This is a genomic window from Paenibacillus peoriae, from assembly GCF_022531965.1.
Taxonomy (GTDB): domain Bacteria; phylum Bacillota; class Bacilli; order Paenibacillales; family Paenibacillaceae; genus Paenibacillus; species Paenibacillus polymyxa_D.
Map to the genome: position 1 here is coordinate 2,619,720 of NZ_CP092831.1, position 18,419 is coordinate 2,638,138.

The 18,419-nt window shown below is 41.7% G+C and carries 12 protein-coding genes and 5 pseudogenes; 9 read left to right on the plus strand and 8 right to left on the minus strand.

Translation table 11 applies throughout. From position 1 onward, the window contains the following. The first annotated feature begins 14 nt into the window (after positions 1–14). Positions 15–1,289 (plus strand): acyl-CoA thioesterase/bile acid-CoA:amino acid N-acyltransferase family protein, encoded by a 1,275-nt coding sequence (locus tag MLD56_RS11755; protein ID WP_029515061.1) that lies wholly within the window; start codon positions 15–17, stop codon positions 1,287–1,289. A 274-nt stretch (positions 1,290–1,563) separates the two neighbouring features. Here the strand turns inward: MLD56_RS11755 and MLD56_RS11760 are convergent, their stop codons facing one another. Further along, on the minus strand, positions 1,564–2,313 hold the full coding sequence (locus MLD56_RS11760; protein ID WP_049816866.1) for a class I SAM-dependent DNA methyltransferase: 750 nt from the start codon (positions 2,311–2,313) through the stop codon (positions 1,564–1,566). 379 nt (positions 2,314–2,692) lie between these two features. Here MLD56_RS11760 and MLD56_RS11765 point away from each other — a divergent pair, with 379 nt between their 5' ends. Continuing rightward, positions 2,693–3,013: a hypothetical protein gene (locus MLD56_RS11765; RefSeq protein ID WP_239645116.1), complete on the plus strand. Its 321-nt coding sequence runs from the start codon at positions 2,693–2,695 to the stop codon at positions 3,011–3,013. 126 nt (positions 3,014–3,139) lie between these two features. On the opposite strand, the pseudogene MLD56_RS11770 reads toward MLD56_RS11765, so the two are convergent. The 3 genes and pseudogenes from MLD56_RS11770 to MLD56_RS11780 all read right to left on the minus strand — a co-directional run. After that, positions 3,140–3,639: pseudogene (locus MLD56_RS11770) on the minus strand (alpha/beta hydrolase); the annotation flags it as partial. Between the two features lie 268 nt (positions 3,640–3,907). Beyond that, positions 3,908–4,405 (minus strand): annotated as a pseudogene (locus MLD56_RS11775) (transposase); the annotation flags it as partial. A gap of 111 nt (positions 4,406–4,516) precedes the next feature. Further along, positions 4,517–4,885, minus strand: a complete 369-nt coding sequence (locus MLD56_RS11780) for a hypothetical protein (RefSeq protein WP_152526656.1) — start codon at positions 4,883–4,885, stop codon at positions 4,517–4,519. A 191-nt stretch (positions 4,886–5,076) separates the two neighbouring features. On the opposite strand from MLD56_RS11780, the gene MLD56_RS11785 reads away from it, so the two are divergent. Further along, the gene (locus MLD56_RS11785) at positions 5,077–6,015 is read left to right on the plus strand and encodes a VanZ family protein (RefSeq protein WP_029515058.1); all 939 of its coding nucleotides are present in this window, start codon (positions 5,077–5,079) and stop codon (positions 6,013–6,015) included. Positions 6,016–6,191: 176 nt separating this feature from the next. On the opposite strand, the pseudogene MLD56_RS11790 reads toward MLD56_RS11785, so the two are convergent. Then, a pseudogene (locus MLD56_RS11790) lies at positions 6,192–6,735 on the minus strand (MBL fold metallo-hydrolase); the annotation flags it as partial. Positions 6,736–7,163: 428 nt separating this feature from the next. Between MLD56_RS11790 and MLD56_RS11795 the strand changes: the two are divergent. Beyond that, a complete protein-coding gene (locus tag MLD56_RS11795; protein ID WP_029515057.1) occupies positions 7,164–8,666 on the plus strand; it encodes an alpha/beta hydrolase family protein in 1,503 nt (500 codons plus the stop codon). A 657-nt stretch (positions 8,667–9,323) separates the two neighbouring features. Next, positions 9,324–10,103: pseudogene (locus tag MLD56_RS11800) on the plus strand (glycoside hydrolase family 16 protein); the annotation flags it as partial. 53 nt (positions 10,104–10,156) lie between these two features. Here the strand turns inward: MLD56_RS11800 and MLD56_RS11805 are convergent. Both MLD56_RS11805 and clpP read right to left on the minus strand, forming a co-directional pair. After that, a pseudogene (locus MLD56_RS11805) lies at positions 10,157–10,700 on the minus strand (MBL fold metallo-hydrolase); the annotation flags it as partial. A 352-nt stretch (positions 10,701–11,052) separates the two neighbouring features. Next, entirely contained in the window at positions 11,053–11,637 is a 585-nt protein-coding gene (gene clpP / locus MLD56_RS11810) for an ATP-dependent Clp endopeptidase proteolytic subunit ClpP (RefSeq protein WP_029515054.1), read from the minus strand. A 198-nt stretch (positions 11,638–11,835) separates the two neighbouring features. Between clpP and MLD56_RS11815 the strand changes: the two genes are divergently transcribed. Further along, the gene (locus MLD56_RS11815) at positions 11,836–12,561 is read left to right on the plus strand and encodes an RNA polymerase sigma factor (RefSeq protein WP_029515053.1); all 726 of its coding nucleotides are present in this window, start codon (positions 11,836–11,838) and stop codon (positions 12,559–12,561) included. Positions 12,562–13,185: 624 nt separating this feature from the next. Here the strand turns inward: MLD56_RS11815 and MLD56_RS11820 are convergent. After that, the gene (locus MLD56_RS11820) at positions 13,186–13,716 is read right to left on the minus strand and encodes a DUF4303 domain-containing protein (RefSeq protein WP_029515051.1); all 531 of its coding nucleotides are present in this window, start codon (positions 13,714–13,716) and stop codon (positions 13,186–13,188) included. A 686-nt stretch (positions 13,717–14,402) separates the two neighbouring features. Between MLD56_RS11820 and MLD56_RS11825 the strand changes: the two genes are divergently transcribed. The 3 genes from MLD56_RS11825 to MLD56_RS11835 all read left to right on the plus strand — a co-directional run bounded on the left by MLD56_RS11825 (position 14,403) and on the right by MLD56_RS11835 (position 18,138). Beyond that, positions 14,403–14,672 (plus strand): CD3324 family protein, encoded by a 270-nt coding sequence (locus MLD56_RS11825; protein ID WP_029515049.1) that lies wholly within the window; start codon positions 14,403–14,405, stop codon positions 14,670–14,672. A gap of 303 nt (positions 14,673–14,975) precedes the next feature. Then, the gene (locus tag MLD56_RS11830; RefSeq protein WP_029515047.1) at positions 14,976–15,974 is read left to right on the plus strand and encodes an alpha/beta hydrolase fold domain-containing protein; all 999 of its coding nucleotides are present in this window, start codon (positions 14,976–14,978) and stop codon (positions 15,972–15,974) included. A 97-nt stretch (positions 15,975–16,071) separates the two neighbouring features. After that, the gene (locus MLD56_RS11835; RefSeq protein ID WP_029515046.1) at positions 16,072–18,138 is read left to right on the plus strand and encodes a thioredoxin domain-containing protein; all 2,067 of its coding nucleotides are present in this window, start codon (positions 16,072–16,074) and stop codon (positions 18,136–18,138) included. Positions 18,139–18,419: the final 281 nt, after the last annotated feature.

The following is an 18,419-nucleotide window of genomic DNA, read 5'->3' on the forward strand; positions in this document are numbered from 1 at the left end:
TTGGAGGTCGCGAGATGAAATTACAAGTACAACCGAGAATTGCAATAATTGATGAAAAAATCGATTTTTGTGTCACCGGGTTACCACCAGAGGACAAAATAAAAATAACTGCATCCATGCATTTTCCTTGGGCAGTTAGTGAAAAGTATCAATCATTTGCTTGGTTTACTGCGGATTCAAACGGTAGTGTTGATTTATCGAAACAGAAACCTGATTCTGGAACTTATGATTATATAGATAGTATGGGCCTTATTGCTTCTTTACAGAAGATTAATAGTGAGGGAGGAAATATCGCTCATAATATTTCAATAGATGGTAGTCTATTTATTGACATAGTATGTGAAAATGGACAAGATCGGGAATGCATAAGTCTAGAGCGTATGTTTAAGTTACCGGAAGTGAAAAGACATCAGATTACTGATGCATTCGTGGGAGAGTTGTTTTACACTGAAAACTCAAATTATAAAACGATTGTAGTATTGGGTGGGTCTGATGGTGAACTAAGTGGTCTTTCGATTTTGTCAGGACCATTGGCATCTAGAGGTTTTAATGTTTTAACCGTTGGATATTTCAATGAAAAGGGATTGCCTAAAAAGCTTGAGGAAATTCCCCTTGAATATTTTGAAAAAGTGTTCTCTTGGCTTAAAAAGAATTCATTAACACGTACTAATGAAATATATGTACATGGTACATCTAAAGGTGGAGAATTGGCGTTACTTTTGGCGTCACGATATAAATTCATTTCTAAAGTTGTGGCTTCTGCACCTCATGCATATTGTTTTCAAGCGTTGGATGGTTTGATGAGTGGTAAAAATGTTTCATCATGGTCGTATGAAGGGAGATCATTACCATTTATACCAATTGATAATGAAATTTTTTACGACCATCAGCGTCATTGCTTAGAAAAAAATATACCTTTTGGTTTTACTACTACATATAAAAAAAGTGTGGAAAGGGCAAGAAATAAAGAGGAGGCTCGAATAAAAATAGAGAATGCAAATGCGAATTTATTGCTAATTGCAGGTCATCAAGATAATATTTGGAATACTCACGAGGCATGTGTAGAAATAATGAGTATTTTGAAAAAAAACAATTATAAATACAAATACAATCTTTTAGACTATAAGGATTTAGGTCACTCATTACCAATACCATTTATTATACCTTTAAGCGAAACATTGAACTTAAAAATGGGTGGAGGCGTTTTTACTTGTGGTGGTACTTTAAAAGGAAATTCTTTTGGTCAATCAGATTCTTGGCAGAAAACAATAGAATTTTTTATGAATTAGGGCGTGTCTTCAAACTCAGGCAAGCCAAACAATAATGGTTGCCAAGGCAAAAAAAGACTTGAATGTACACGCCATTTTACATAGTGAGTCGCCAGACGACGATAAATTCTTTACTTTATTAAAGAGCATTCCACCAAATAACGTTTTTTTGTAAACGATCTTATCATATTTTAGGATGACTCGGCGATTTTTTTCGGGAATCACTGGAATAGCCTGTTGTTCCTTCAAAAACATGCGAATGGCATGGATATCTTACGCGCGGTCGTCAATCGTACTAGGCTCCATGTTTTTTTCGACAAACACTAATGATGGAAGGAGATAAAGGAGTGAAAGGTGTTTTATCCCAGTCCGAATATTGATTTTCGAAAAAAAAGCCGCGGCTCGTTAATAAACGCTGAAGCGTGTCATTATCAGTAAAGCGACATGCAATTCGAGAAGTTGTTTTCTCCGATCCCCAATCACGGAACGTGACCCAGTGCATGATCTGGTTACTTGAATCATACGACTGTGTCCCAGATACCTTGACTTTAATTCCATCTTTATCGATAAAATTTCCCCAGATGCTTTCCTCTTGGTTAGATAAATCGGTTCCCAAGGGGTTTCGTGTTTCAAAAATAAACAACCCATTTGACTCTAGGTGCTTATAGACGGTTTCGAGTAAGGCTCGTTGATCCGCATCGCTCAAAAATGCCTGGAATGCATTTCCTGTCAAATAAATCATGGAAAAACGCTTTTCGGATTCGAATGTACGAGCATCAGCTTCAATAAAATCCACAGGCAAACCTTGAGCTTTAACTCGCGCATATTCAAGCATCGATGAAGAAATATCAACACCTGTTATATGTATCCCCGATTTTGATAAATGAATGGTTGTCAATCCTGTACCACATGCAAGTTCCAAAACTTCGCCTGGGTTCAATCTAGCAATATCAAGATAGAAATTATATTTATTAATCTCGTCGCCAAATTCAAGATCATAATTAATCGGGTCTCGATACTCTTCAAGATTATCGTGATCTATCAATATAAATCATCCCTTCACTACAATACGATTTCTTTAAATCGTCCTTCATCATACCATACATTTCTGGGTATTGATATAAATGGAAACCGTGTTGAAGTTTTATGAAAACGGACTGACGCACCAGCACTTTTAAAATAAAAAAGCCGCTAATTTAGCGGATCGGATGAGACAATCGTTTCGTCTTTTCATTTGAAAATAAATTTTACCATCACCTTGACTGAAATCATAGTTTTATAGTTTGAAGACATACTCTAGTATAAGAGCCGCAAGGTTCGATACCGATTTAACATCAATAGAAAGGATGACCTACTGAGGGATGCCATAACCTAATTAAAAAGCGCTGATTTGCGTATACGTGATGTTAAGGGAGAACTTTATATTGAAGAACGATAAAGGGGCAGCGTTTAAAATGGAAAAAATAATGGATGTTAGTATAACTTTTGAGTCAAAAGATGAAGGTACAATTTTAGTAGGAACAAACAAAGGATTAGACCATTTAACCTACCCAGAAATAAAAAAAATCATAGGTGATAAAATTCTTATTAAAAATGCAGATCAAATTGAGACGGTATTAAGCGTTAGCTCTGTTCAAATTTCAACCTCAATGGCTGAAAGGAAAAATATTGGAATATGCATTGGCAAGTTAGCATCTCATGATCTTGTTCAAGTTGGGGCAAGTATTTACAGTATAGAAGAATAATTAATATATTGTAGACAAAATGAGATTTGTTGCTGTCAAATAAAATGCTTAAAAAGGTGGTTCCCCCAAAAGGGGAAACCATCTGAATTTTTTTATGCGAGAAATTATAGTATTCATTCCTCTTTGTTATAGAAATTTCTTCATTTCATTAAATGCTAACTCCCTGTGACCTGCTTGGCAGTGTTGCTCACCCCCGTTTCTTTAGTAAATACTTTGGTTGTAATGGAAGCAGCATTGATTAATTCTTGTTGAATTTGTGCGAGTCGGCTAATGGGTACGTATTGATCATCTTCTCCAGCTAGTAAAAGAACATCTTGATTAATGAATGCTCCAATGCCGTGCATCGTGTGCTTTTCGAAATTTTTAATGAGATCAAAAGGCGTTGCTTCACCGGTATTTTCCATCCCTTTGGTAATCTTCCAATGCAAATCAATATTGTGAGTCATCATCTGTTCGAATAATAGATTCACTTGATCTACTTCATTACGATCGACTAGTTGCACTATGTTCAGGTAAGTTTCTTCTGGCATTCCCATTTTTAAGGCATCTAAACCACAATGGAAAATGTTAAAAGCAACTACTTCATCGATTCTCTTTTCGAAGGCTGCTGCAAGCATAGCTAAATAACTGTACTTGCCAATAATCGCTTCAATAATTTGTAAGTTTTAAGAGCTGACAGTATCCCTATGCAACGCTTAGCCATGTTTTAATTTGGTCTAATGTTGCCCCGCTTTTGGCTTGGTTGTAAATATAATCAATCATGTCATGCTTTTTCTGGATACGGTAGTGATGTAACCCATCGTTTAAACTTCCTTGGCTGTCATACTGGCAATACAACGCAGAAAACATGAGCAGGGTCAAGTAACGGTCAATCGCCTGAGTAGATCGAACCTGCTAACGATCCATGGCCAGTTGTACTTTCGCAGTTCGAAAATACGCTTCAATGTCCCAACGTTTGCTGTAATAGCATAGAATCTCTTCATTGCTCAGTGAAATATCCGTGCTCAGAAAGGCCTTCATCTGCTTAGGTTCAAAGCCATCTCCATCTTTCCAACATAGGAGCAGGGCGGCATTTTCCAAGAGATTGAGCTTCCCTTCATAGCGATATACTCGGTAAGCGGAGGAGCCGATCGTCACCAGAACGGTATCCGATTTCGAGATATAGGAAGCAAAGTTTTTGAGCGATTGCCAGATGCCTTGAGGGTAGAAGATACGGTTCGTTTTCAAACCACTAATCACATGAAAGCCACGTTCCGCGCTCGTTTGAAGTACTGAAGCAGACGGATACCAGGAGTCCATTAGAACGTAAGTTCGGCACGTCGACATCGGAACAGACCGAATCATTTCACAAGCCAAATCGATTTTGCTTTTGCTTCCGGATCGTAACGTTCTGAGGCAAAGGGGAAAACCCGGTCACCCGAACGAAGCAAGGCTTGGACAACAACATGCCCGTAGACGGACTGACCTTTGAGATGAGAATGTTGAAACGAAGCCCCTTGAATCCTATGCGTAGCCTGTGACGAAGGCTTGGTTTTTCACATACGGTATCGTCAAGGATGACAAAAAAGGGGCCATGACCCGTTGAGCGATTTCCCTCATCTGCTGGAAAGCGACATGTTGAATAATACGTTTCAGGTAAGACGCGTTCCAGTTTCCGTGAGTTAAGAAATGAATCAAGGTTCTGCGGTCTCGATCCTGTAAACTTTCTCGGTGAATATCCGTTAAGGTACCTGAAAATCCGGTCGAAAGCATACCGTCTACGAAGTGCTTGATGTGATGAAGCACCAGTTTTGAGAAATACAGCGGAAGTTTCCATTGTTCCGACCGATTGTTCCAATGATTTTGTTGTGATAAAGTATACGTATGAGACATATCTTGTTCTCCTCTGCGTGGAGTGGTTGGTGGTACTTCTATTTTACGCAGAGAGTCAAGGGTGTCTCTTTTTACATTTCATAGAACTGATTTTGGGCAAGTAAAGTTAATCAAGCTAAGGGGTGGGGGGTTCATGAAACAGGTAAGTAGGTTATAGTGATAGATGGAAAAATAGAGTGGAGGAGTTAAGTATGGTCAAACAACGCAAGATTTTACTAACCGCAACTATAGTCTATACCATTATTGTACTTTATTTTATGTTCTTCGCTTTCGGCAGAGGAGAGGCTTCGGAACAAATTTCCAGCTACACCTTTATTTTTATGCCCGAGAACTTCATTAGTTTGCCGTCTCCAGCTGATCTCCTGCATCCCAGCCTAATGAGTATGGTGGCTTTCGGGAACACTATTGCGTTTATTCCTTTCGGTATATTGATTCCATGGCTGTACCGGGTCAGCTTCGTCCGGTTCATCACCTTATTCTTCATCGCGATTCTTGTGCTGGAAACGATCCAGGCCCTTACATTCCTGGGCAGCTTCGATATCAACGACGCTCTTCAGAATTCGATTGGAGCAGCCCTCGGTTTTGGGGCGTACAAGCTTGGTTTCCGTTACCGGAGTCTCGGGCGCAATCTGGTGGCAACGGCTATATCGGGTATGGTTCTTTTTATAGCTTTATGGGGATTAGGGGTGGCGGTAGACAAAATAACAACTAAAGTAGAAGGTCCGTTTGTGGCGATCACTGAATGGACGGACAACTCGGGCAATTCATCCACCGGAGACAAACCGGACCGTATTCAAATCAACGGACAGAAGATACCGCTCCGCTATAACCTATATAGCGCTGAAGGCGGAGATTCCAGAACGTTCACGTACAAGTCTGAGGGACAGACGATTTTCTCCTTCGATTACGGATGCCCCGAACCAACGGATTATTCCGGTAGTATCAGTGTTACTCGGGATGGCAAGGAGATCATGAGCAATTCTGGAGAACTTCAGCGTACTAATCCTGATCTGTTCCCTTCGCTATTCAAGATTCCGCTTGAGCCGGGGGATGAGCTGAAGATCACGATTAAGGGCGACATGAAAGCATGGGATGTCGGGTATACGCGGATGCAGTATTTCTGGAACTGAGTGCTTAAAGGGATTTCGCCGCCATTTTATCATGAATAACACCTAGCGCTTGGGTTTTCAAGCGTTTTTTTTGTACTTTTGAGAAACTTGGTTATAACCTAGGCTGGTTGGTTGTCCAATCGGGTATTTTAAAGGAGCTGAAGGACTGGAGAACGATCGAATCCTCATGAATTTCATCATTTTAAGCATCTCTTCCATGTAAGAATCATACCCACCAAAGACAATAATCCTTTGGTAAGTCCTAATATCTGATCATTCACATGTACATTACTTAATCCCCCGTGATAACAAACTACGGATGCAATGTTGAGATCTAATGAGAGACGAGCTGCACCCATATCCGGTGTGGTCGGGACATGAATCCCCCACCAGAATCCCGTTTACACTGTACATCGAATCCCCGGCAATAAGAGTCTTACTTTGCCTTAAATAAAGACTGTTATGACCAGGAGTATGACCAGGCGTATGGATGACTGGAATTCTGCCGCAAAACGGCAGTTCCTGACCATCTATTAAGGTATCGTCCACTTTGCCCTTCGGGGGGATCCCAAGGTGACTATCTTTTAAAAGTGGGATCTCCCCTTGAATATACGGCTTATCCAGTTCGTGTGCATAGACTTTGATATGATTGCCACACTCCTGCAAAATCTCAGAAAGACAACCTATATGATCGACATCCTGATGCGTCAAAATCACAGCTTTTAGTTGGCCGAACGACACGTCTTAGCTGAAGCATTTTCTACTCCCTGTGAAATTTCCATAATATCGGACTTCACGAACACGAATTTTTGTCACATTGCCGTGAACTGCATCACGTACATATTCCGTATATTGTGTTTGAGTCACAGAAATTGGTTTCGAGACACCAACAAGTAAATGCAACGTTGCATCATAGGTGTACGTTGTTGGTACACCCAACACGTCAACAGCGCTTGTGATACTACCATAGTCGTTATAAGTCTGTGATGTATTAACCACATACTTATTGGTATTTCCTGATTCATCCTTGGTTTTACGAGTCTTCCAATACCGCAAGATCGAATTACAAAATTGTTAGGTTGATGTAAGGCAAATCGATAGCTTAGGCCAGCCTGGCAGGATAAGATTAGAACAAACGAAAATAGAAATTTTTTGAAAGGAGAATCGAGATGAGGCTGTTTGAACTGTTGCTTTTATTGTCAAACATCGGCTTATTTGCATTAACCGTACTATTAAAAAAAGGACGGCGTAGAATTCCAGTATTCGTTGCAAGCGGGATTGCCACACTTTTACTGGTCATTCATTGGACGGTGGAAGGATACAGAGTTCAGCTATTTTTCCCATATTGCATAACGATCATTTTTTTAGCCATTTCAGGTTATAGCTATTTTAAAAAAAACGGTCCCAAAAAAATCCCACGATTCATGTTGGGTTCAGCTTATACCGCTATAGCAATAATGCTGGTCGCAACAGCGGGTCTCATGTATGCTTTTCCTGTATTTAAACTACCTGAACCGACAGGCGAATTTAAGGTAGGAACGCAAACTTTTCATTTCGTGGATACAAATAGGGAAGAGATTTTCGACGAAGCCAGAGAGGGTAAGAGAGAATTGATGGTTCAGGTCTGGTATCCGGCTCAAGCTAGCACCGGCAAGTACGCTCCCTTTATTCCCGATACCCAGATTTTACGTTATATGGCCGCGAACTATGGCCTTCCCGAGTTTACGTTTCAACACCTGAAGTACGTATCCAGTCATGCTTATTCGGGGGCCGAAGTCTCTTCGGCACAGACTTCATACCCGCTGATCCTTGCGAATCCCGGCAACGGCTCTTCCAGGTTTCTTCACACGTCGCAAGCCGAAAATCTCGCGAGTCATGGATATATCGTGGCAGTGATCGACCATACCTACAATACATTTGCAACCGAGTTTCCGGACGGGCGAATCACGACCAGCACAACCAACGACTTATTCTCGCCCGACCATGATTACCAGACGAGTAGAGGAAATCGCGACAAGTTGGGAAAAGTTTTAACCGGCGATGTGGCGTTTGCGTTGGACCAATTCGAGCTCATCCAATCGGGGTTGATTCCAAGTCATCTAAAAGGGAGGATTGATCTCGGTCATGTCGGGACGTTCGGTCATTCCATCGGCGGAGCGACGGCCTATGACGCTTCTTATGATCCGCGAATCACGGCTGGAATAGACCTTGATGGAGGGCTTTATCGACTGCGTGACAGAGAGGGTCTACGAAAGCCGTTTTTGTTCATCAACTCGGAAAGCTATTTCGAAAAATTGAAAATGGTGATGGATAACCGGGTCTACACGGATGCAGAGCTTAACCGTATGGGATCAACAAGAGAGTGGGAGGATCAAGTAACGGAAGATAAAAAGTTGGAGCTTGAACGGATGCGCGAAACGGTCGACGAAGGAGGACAAGTCCTCTATATCGAAAATACGGAGCATTTGAATTTTACCGACGTACAGTTCATTTCTCCGATTTTCAAAATGCTGGGCATTACAGGAAAGATTGCGCCCGAAAGAGCGAACTCCGTTATCAATGCCTATATGCTGGATTTCTTCGATAGGTATCTGAAAAATCAAGGCGGAATCTTAATGAAAGGACCGGATAACCGCTTTCCGGAGGTGAAGTTCGTAACCTCGCTATTATAAATTACGGAACAGAGTACCGATTTTGATATGCTCCCCTTCAAGTAGACAGGTTTAATAAATAAACCGCTGCTTGAAGGGGAGTTTTATTTTGTCTAAGAAAAACGAATACAATGCGATTGAGAAACTAGCCATCATACAGGAGTTAAAAGCAGGACAGAGCGCCGTGTGGAAGTAGCAAAAAAACATAACACAGCGTTACCACCTTAGTGAAGTGGCGACATCGCTATGAGTTGTACGGAATTGAGGGGGAAGGTTTCCTCCGGATAAGAAGATTTGTGGATGCTCGCCGCCACGTGTCTTCTGGTAATCGTAGATGACCGCCAGCGCTACACCGTGTCCGGTGCGATACGTGCTACTACGTTTGTTTTAATGGCTGTTAAATTTCTTATTGATTTATAAAGACCGACTTTATCTAGATGGGGAAGTAATTTTTGTGAAAAAAACTTAAATATAGGTTGAATATGGATTTTGTTTCCATTATACTCCTGCTTGAGCGGTATATTTTTTCAATCGTCTATCTACGATTCTAACTTATGAGCTGTCCAAGAAGAAAAATATAAAGAGAGGTGATCCCCGTTTCAATGGTCAATACCGCTTGAAGGCTTATTTTCCTGAAGTGTCTAAGAACTTGGATTATTATTATTGAGGAGGGAACTAATGCTAAGAAAAGGATTATGTGCGGTTGCGCTGCTCAGTCTCCTAACCGTTCTGCTTCCAGCAATGCATACAAGCGCAGCACCGAACTCGAATCTTGTGTGGAGCGACGAATTTAATGGAACTTCGTTAAATCGGTCCAATTGGACCCCTGAAATCGGTACCGGAAGCGGCGGATGGGGAAACAATGAACTGCAGTACTATACCAACCGTGCGCAGAATTTGCAGGTTACTGGAGGCAATCTGGTGATTACGGCACAAAAAGAAGCTTACGGCGGAATGAATTACACCTCTGCCCGGATCAAAACTCAAGACTTGAAAAAATTCACTTATGGGAAAGTGGAAGCGCGCATCAAGTTACCATCCGGTCAAGGGATATGGCCGGCTTTCTGGATGTTAGGCAGAAACATCAGCTCGGTAGGTTGGCCGAAATGCGGAGAAATCGACATTATGGAACGTGTAAACAACAATCCTTCTGTGAACGGTACTGTGCATTGGGATGCGGGAGGACACGCTGACTTCGGGCGAGTATCGGGCAATCTGGATTTTTCCCAATACCATGTGTACAGCATCGAGTGGGACTCCAAGTATATCCGCTGGTTTGTCGACGGGCAGCAGTTCAATGAATTTTATATAGAGAACGGAACCGGGAACACCGAAGAATTTCAGCAGCCGTTCTTTATTCTCCTGAACCTAGCGGTCGGCGGAAACTGGCCTGGTGCTCCCAATAACTCGACGCAGTTCCCGTCCCAAATGCTAGTCGATTACGTGCGTGTCTATCAATAAAGTGTGGGCATTAGATACAATTCATATGAACATTATAAAAGCAACCCCGGTCATTTACGGGGTTGCTTCAATTCGCTATAAATTAACTCGCCACTAAGTCCTAATATCTGATCATTCACATGTACATTACTTAATCCCCCGTGATAACAAACTACGGATGCAATATCGAGATCTAAATACTTTTTCAATGAGAGACGAGCTGCATCCATATCCGGTGTGGTCGGAACATGAATTCCCCCGAGAACCCCGCTACACTGTACATCGAATCCCCGGCTATAAGAGTCTTACTTTGCCTTAAATAAAGACTGATATGACCAGGTGTATGCCCAGGCGTATGGATGACGCTAATCCTGCCGCAAAACGGCAGTTCCTGACCATCTATTAAGGTATCGTCCACTTTGCCCTTCGGGCGATGCACAAGGTGACTATCTTTAAAAAGTGGGAGTTCTCCCTGAATATACGGCTTATCCAGTTCGTGTGCATAGACTAGACTTTAATATGATCGCCACACTCCTGCAAAATCTCAGGAAGACAACCTATATGATCGACATCATGATGTGTCAAAATCACAGCTTTTAGTTTGTCGAACGACACGTCTTAGCTGAAGCATTTCTACTTCCTCTAAAATTTTCATAATATAGGGTCTCCGTACAATGTAATTGACACCCATACTAAAATAGGTTCAAGGGGCGAATCCAACTCTATGGCGTTGCCGTTCCTTAATGTCAATGGATACGGTGCGAATAGATGTGATAGGAATAACAAGCGTTTGATATTGCGTAAGATATTTAACGAACTAGTCGTCAATCTGATCCAATATCCCGTCGCATACATTTGCCCCATCTATAAAATGAATAGTTACTTCCTTACCTTGTAAACTTGCTAACATGACATCACCTCATATTTTCTTAAAGTTTCTTGCGGATCATTAGGGTTTGAGCATACTCTATAAAGAAGTGATCACCTGATCAATAACACCATATTCCAGTGCCTCCTGAGCGGACATGTAAAAATCCCGGTCCATATCTTTTTCGACTTTTTCAAAAGATTGTCCGGTCCGATCAGCTGTGATACGGGTTGCCTTTTCACGAGTCCATAAAATTCGTTTTGCGCTGATCGCAATATCGCTGGCCTGACCTTGTGCGCCGCCGTGCGGCTGATGGATCATGATTTCACTGTTCGGCAACGCCGAACGTTTCCCTTTGGCGCCCGCTAGCAACAGGATCGCGCCAAACGAAGCAGCGAATCCCGTACATATCGTGTGTACATCAGGTTTGATGTACTGCATCGTATCATAAATGGCAAATCCTGCGGAAGTAGAGCCACCCGGGCTGTTGATATACATGTAAATTTCTTTTTCCGGATCTTCTGCCGCCAGGAACAATAATTGAGCAATAATACTGTTAGCCAAATGATCATCGATGGCTGCCCCGACAAACACAATACGATCCTTTAATAGTCTGGAATAGATATCGTACGATCTTTCACCTTGAGCAGTTTGCTCAACAACATATGGAACATAAACACTCATTTGTGATACCCCCATTTTCTTGGTTCAGTTGATTTCTCCTTGTAAACGAACCGAGGCCGTAAAAAGATACGGAGGTTTCAATGGGAAAACGATTTGCGTAAATGGTGTAACTTTTACAACCACTTGTTCGTTTACATTGGAGGTAACAAAGGCTTTGCTCTAGGAAAGGGCAGAATAAGACCGTGGAGGAGAGGACCTATGCGCATAGATGATTCTATACAAATGACAGATAATACAATAAACATCGAGAACTTGGAGGAATTACAGGCAGTCCTGAAGCGTTACTGTCTGTCGCTTACGAAATCAAATTGGGATGCGGAAGAATTGGCTCAGGATACTTGGGTAAAAGCATTAGGAAAGTTAAACAATCTCGAACATACAAACCCCAAAGCGCTTTTGCTGCGGATTGCGAAGAACACCTGGATTGATGAGATACGGAGAAAAGCAGTCTACAGTCGGGTATTGAATAGAGAACAAGCGAAAGTAACTGTGCCGGATCATGGATCTTTTGAAATCGAGATAGTGTTACAGTCCTTAATGAATCATTTATCTCCGCTTCAGAGAACAGTTTTTTTGCTACGAGATGTGTTTGGATATTCGATTCGTGAGACATCCGACATGCTCAAAACAACGGAGGGAGCGGTAAAAGTTGCACTCCACCGGGCACGAAAATCGCTTGAAGCAGTCAAGGAGGATCTCCTCAAAGGAGAGTTATCCTTACCGGAAAGTGAAAACTCGAAAACTTTTCTGAGAGCGTTGACAGCGGCATATCATAGGGGGGATATTGCAACATTGGTTATGCTCTCCCATCAGGATGTAATGGAGCCGGACGTGGTAATCGGAATCGTTAATCATAAGCTGCACCGGAGTCTCGCTTCAGTAAAACAAACGGATTCCCATACCATGAGTATGATAGCGGCGTAGTTTGCGAAGAGAAATGTGGAACTCATCATAGTGGTTATTTCTGATAAAACATTTTCCCGGTCATTCCAATTTATAGCTCTTAGCTGGGATTAAAATGAAGTATATTAAAGAAGATAGCGGAAGGGGAAGGTTCAAATAGGTGAATTAGAAAATTTGTTAGAAGATAATAACCCCATAGTCTTATATCATGCAATGACACAGATAGGAAAAGAAGGCTTCCGTACAGAGAAAATGATAAAAAAATTAAGTGAATTATCATTAAAAAGGGAACCCCAAGATAAACTATTAGGTTATTATAAGGTGGGAGACCTAGCAATAGCGACTTGATAAAACTTGGAGAAAAGAAAGAAGAAATATCTGGATTTAGAACTTTAGATGAATTTGAAAAAAAGATGGTTTTCCGATTATTTGAAGAAGTTGAATGGTAAGAATTCCTGTTCATCTGGATGAAAGCTTTAAATAAACTTATTTCAACTCGAACCATGAGGAGAAATAGGTTTATTCGTATCTAATGGGGATACACCAAATGAAAAGGATACGTAATCAATCGATGCATGGGACAAGCACATTGCGAATTAAAGCAACTACCTGAACGAAATGAGTGTAATATTTCAAACTGTATTTCTATTGATAACGATGCAAGAAGCCATCAACTAGTTTGGCGTTTGTCATCTGAATTACAGACTGATCTTCGAGTTCCTCGGCCATATCATCATCCGTCATGGACACGAAAAAAATAATATCTTCTTTGGCTTGACCAAATTGATTGAAAAGCACGTCGTCTGTTTCCTTAACTACCTTGGCCATAATTTTTATCATTTCATCTTTATAATCAAACACATTTTCGGTTGCATATAGAAATTTGCTCATATGATTCAAGTGTGTTGCATCGCCATATTGATATTCGCAAAATCCCCATCTATAATAATTTTCATCTTCCTTGCTGTCGCACAGGCCTTCGGCTTTCATGTTTGTGATATGTCTAACAAGGGATTCTTCTGTATTAACAGCTAGAAACAAGGTGACAAAATCGCTGTCTGTGCCAAAAGCACAGGCGTAAACCTTCTCATTCTTCACTTCTTTCAGTATGCTTTTAAGATCATCCAAAAATCCTGCCCTAAATCTTTCCTCAAATTCATTCAAAAAATTGTTCATCTGGTTCATATGCTCCTTTATGAGTCTTATGCTTGATTATACATTATCATTATTAGCACGACTCGTGTAGCCTACCATGCTCAGCCAATAGCAAGATTTGCAATGAAAAAAATAAACGCAAGACAGGCTAGCCAAGCAGAAAGTGTAAATCCGTAACATCTAGAAGCCGCTCTTAGGATAACGGGGACTCCTGTTCAGCTGGATAAATGCACTTAATTTCAAATTTTTATTCGGAAGCTAAGTTAGAAAGTGTGTCTCACACTCTGGAAAAAGTATTGGGGAGTCGGTTATGGATGGTAAAAAATTTGTTCTTATGCTTTTACTTTTCTGCTTGTTGGGCATTGTAGGGCTAGTGGCATTAATCTACGGATTTATGTGGTTCGTATTCATGATTAGTATTTAAAATCAGCTATCTAACAGCTCAATTTTTAATCGCTTGCTTTTTGCTGATATCATTTAGCTGGTCCCAGGTGAGCAGAAGTTATGCTATACTTGCGAGGTAAAAGGGGGTGCCTACTGATGGAGAATCTGTTAGGATTGTCTGTGACTTCTTACACTCATGCAAAGCCAATTATTAAGAAACGTTACTTTGTATGGGGCGAAACAATTTTTAACGCTGAATAAGCTTTTTAATATTTTTGGCTTTGCACCTTATTTTAAAAAATCAAAATAAGGGGCGAGTAAAATTGAGATATACGAATGCTTCCAAAGTTTTACCTCAAGAATTAATTATAGAAATCCAAAAATATGTTCAAGGAGAGAATCTGTATATTCCTAAGCCAAAAACGGAATATATGGATTGGGGAAGCTTGAGTGGCGGGAGATGGTTGCTAGAACAGCGAAATGCCGCAATCAGAAATGCTTTTCAAAATAGAATCAGTATCGAGCAATTAGCTAATGAGTTTTTCCTCTCTACCGAAACCATTAAGAAAATTGTTTATTCACATAAAAAGTAGATGGACATAACGTGATAAGCTTAAGACGCGACCGGATAATCGCTATGAACGACCAATCCGGTCGCGTCTTTTTGTTTGGTAAAAGGTTTGATGTGCCTTCGCATTCCCACAGCCAGATTCCGAAATACTTTTTTGGCATTCCATTTTTTTATAATTTTTATGTCGAGAATGATTCTAACTCGTTGTTTTCATTTATAAAGCTGATTTTAAACTTAAAATATAAATATAAACGACAACAACAATTGAAGGGAAATATGTATTGATTCATTGTCTTTAAAACAAGAAAGTGAGGAAAAGATTACTATGAGGGAGCAAAAAAGTAGAAGTAGACATCTGATTGATCCAGAAATTATCAGTGCAGTTGATTTAATACCAACAACCGATCTTACCGAATCTACACTAAGGGAAGCACGTAAAAATCAATCTCAAATGATGCAACAAATAGATGTAACGCAGATGTTCCCTATTACATTAGAAAAAAAGGCTGTGCCAAGTTATTTTAGTGGTCCAGATATTCAAATCGAAATCATTAAGCCCAAACAATCAAAGCATCATAAGATGCCTCTATATTATTCGATACACGGAGGCGGGATGGTCTTAGGAAGTCCAGTCGTGGATCGTCCTGCTAATGCATCTCTTGCGGCACAACATGGTTTCTGTTGCGTATCCGTGTACTATCGCCTAGCACCAGAGCATGTACAGCCAAGTCAGTTACAGGATTGTTATTCGGGCCTAAAATGGTGCATTGAACATGCGGAAGAGTTAGGGATAGATACTCAGAAAGTTGCCGTAGGGGGCAGCAGCGCTGGCGGCGGTTTGGCGGCTGGCCTAGCCTTGTACATTCGTGATCAGAAGGAATTCGAAATCCATCATCTAAGATTAATGAGGCCAATGCTAGATGATCGCACAAGTACCGCACCAGAGCACCCATACGCAGGAGAGTTTATTTGGACAAAACAAAGTAATTATTTTGGCTGGAAATCTGTATTGGGGGATGAACCGGGTCAGGAGGAGGTAAGTGAGTATTATGTGCCGGCTCGTGCTAAGTCATTGGCCGGATTACCACCGACTTATATAAATATAGGTACCATTGATTTATTCATTGATGAATCCTTGTTTTTTGCAAAACAATTGGCCTTTGATGGAGTCTTAGTCGAATTACATGTCTATCCCGGGTACCATCATATGTCGCCCGCGTTTCCGGATGCACATTTTTCCAAAGAAGGGGCCAGAACAAGTGAATACGCCTTACTGAAAGCTCTCGAGATCTTTGATATAAATTCTAATGAGTATAATGCTTGAGAGTCATTATCTTTTTTCATCTCTTCCGACTTTTACCACCCATTTAGGGTAAAATAGTACCAAGTATAAAATTCAACTACGGAAGTGGTGATGTCCCATGACAACGAGCAGCAAACCGAATAGACTATCCAAGGAAAAATCACCGTATTTGCTACAGCATGCTCACAATCCGGTAAATTGGTTCCCTTGGTCAGATGAGGCTTTTGAAATGGCTAAACGTGATAACAAGCCTATTTTCCTATCTGTTGGCTATTCCACTTGCCATTGGTGCCATGTAATGGGGAGAGAATCTTTCGAGGATGAAGAAGTGGCTGAGGTATTAAACCGGGATTATGTATCCATTAAGGTGGATCGTGAAGAACGTCCAGATGTGGATCATATCTATATGTCCATCTGCCAGACGATGACGGGGCATGGAGGCTGGCCACTGACGATATTGATGACGCCGGATCAGAAACCTTTTTTTGCGGGGACGTATTTGCCCAAGGAGCAGAAGTTTGGCCGTGTCGGACTGTTGGAGCTGCTTGGCAAGGTGGGTACCCGGTGGAAAGAACAGCCGGAAGAGCTGGTGGAGTTGAGTGAGCAGGTACTGATCGAGCATGAGCGGCAGGACTTGCTTGCGGGTTATCGGGGTGAACTGGATGAACAGAGCTTGACTAAAGCTTTCCATGAATACAGCCACACCTTCGATAAGGAATATGGCGGCTTCGGGGAAGCACCCAAGTTTCCTTCTCCGCATAACCTGTCTTTTTTGCTGCGATATGCACAGCATACGGGGAATCAACAGGCACTGGAAATGGCAGAGAAGACGCTGGATGCGATGTCCCGGGGCGGAATCTACGACCATATAGGCATGGGGTTCTCACGATACTCCGTGGATGAGAAGTGGTTGGTGCCGCATTTTGAAAAAATGCTATATGACAATGCTCTGTTGGCCATCGCGTATACAGAGGCTTGGCAGGTGACAGGCAAGGAACTGTACCGACGGATTACAGAACAAATCTTTACATATATCGCAAGGGACATGACGGATGCAGGTGGTGCCTTTTATTCGGCGGAGGATGCGGATTCCGAAGGAGAAGAGGGGAGATTCTATGTCTGGGACGACTCTGAGGTAAAGGCTGTACTAGGCGATAAGGATGCCGCCTTTTTCAACGATTTGTATGGGATCACACCTTACGGCAATTTTGAAGGTCACAACATTCCAAACCTGATTGATATCAATCTGGAAGCCTATAGGATCAAGCATGACTTGACTGAGCAGGAACTGGAGCAGCGGGTTAGTGAGCTACGGGCCAAGCTGTTTGCTGACAGAGAACAACGGGTTCATCCTCACAAAGATGACAAGATTTTGACCTCGTGGAACGGATTGATGATTGCTGCACTGGCGAAGGCAGGACAAGCTTTTGGAGACACGAGATATACAGAGCAAGCTCAGAAAGCGGAGACGTTTTTGTGGAACCATTTGAGACAGGAGGACGGACGGCTGTTGGCGCGTTATCGGGACGGCGAGGCAGCTTATCCCGGTTATGTGGATGATTATGCTTTTTATGTGTGGGGCTTGATCGAGCTATATCAGGCGACCTTCGATGTACAATATCTGCAACGGGCATTGACGCTCAATCAAAATATGATCGATTTGTTCTGGGATGAGGAACGGGACGGATTATTCTTTTATGGGTCAGATAGTGAGCAGCTCATTGCCAAGCCTAAAGAAATTGATGACGGAGCCATTCCGTCAGGTAACAGCATTGCGGCCTATAATTTTGTACGGCTTGCGCGGCTAACGGGTGAATCTGGATTGGAGAACTATGCAGCCAAGCAGTTTAAGGCTTTTGGCGGTATGGTTGCTCATTACCCGTCAGGCCACTCCGCGTTGCTCAGCGCGTTGTTGTATGCGATGGGAACGACGAAGGAGATTGTGATTGTGGGTCACAGGGATGATCCGCAGACCGTACAGTTCATTCAGGCGGTTCGAGCTGGGTTCAGGCCGAATACGGTCGTTATTTTGAAGGATGAAGGACAGTCGGAGATTGCAGAGACGGCTCCTTATATCCGTGATTATGATCTTGTGGAAGGCAAATCAGCCGTATATGTGTGTGAGCATTTTACCTGTCAGGCACCTGTTACCAGGCTCGAAGATCTGAAGGTGTTGTTGGATTAGAACTGAATAAAGCGATCGAACCTAATCCCCTTGGGAGTAGAAAATATATGGCGATTTTCAAAAATGACCCTATGTTTGCTACCTTCAGGGGGATTATTTTCATGTTAAGTGGTAGGTATAGTGAGATGAAACTAACACTTTCTTAACATCTATACTGCATTTTTTTTAATATTTTTTAGGTATATTATATCAAAGAACCGGTTCCGACCAGCCTTGCTGTTTTCGAAAATAAGTACATATACCTATTTAACTAGCGTGTTTATATCTTTTATGTCCAAGCG

Bases quoted from the DNA above. Each gene is read 5' to 3' on its own strand.
- MLD56_RS11755 (WP_029515061.1), top strand. From the start codon at position 15: ATGAAATTACAAGTACAACCGAGAATTGCAATAATTGATGAAAAAATC.
- MLD56_RS11780 (WP_152526656.1), bottom strand. From the start codon at position 4,885: ATGTCTCATACGTATACTTTATCACAACAAAATCATTGGAACAATCGG.
- MLD56_RS11785 (WP_029515058.1), top strand. From the start codon at position 5,077: ATGGTCAAACAACGCAAGATTTTACTAACCGCAACTATAGTCTATACC.
- MLD56_RS11795 (WP_029515057.1), top strand. From the start codon at position 7,164: ATGAGGCTGTTTGAACTGTTGCTTTTATTGTCAAACATCGGCTTATTT.
- clpP (WP_029515054.1), bottom strand. From the start codon at position 11,637: ATGAGTGTTTATGTTCCATATGTTGTTGAGCAAACTGCTCAAGGTGAA.
- MLD56_RS11815 (WP_029515053.1), top strand. From the start codon at position 11,836: ATGCGCATAGATGATTCTATACAAATGACAGATAATACAATAAACATC.
- MLD56_RS11820 (WP_029515051.1), bottom strand. From the start codon at position 13,716: ATGAACAATTTTTTGAATGAATTTGAGGAAAGATTTAGGGCAGGATTT.
- MLD56_RS11830 (WP_029515047.1), top strand. From the start codon at position 14,976: ATGAGGGAGCAAAAAAGTAGAAGTAGACATCTGATTGATCCAGAAATT.
- MLD56_RS11835 (WP_029515046.1), top strand. From the start codon at position 16,072: ATGACAACGAGCAGCAAACCGAATAGACTATCCAAGGAAAAATCACCG.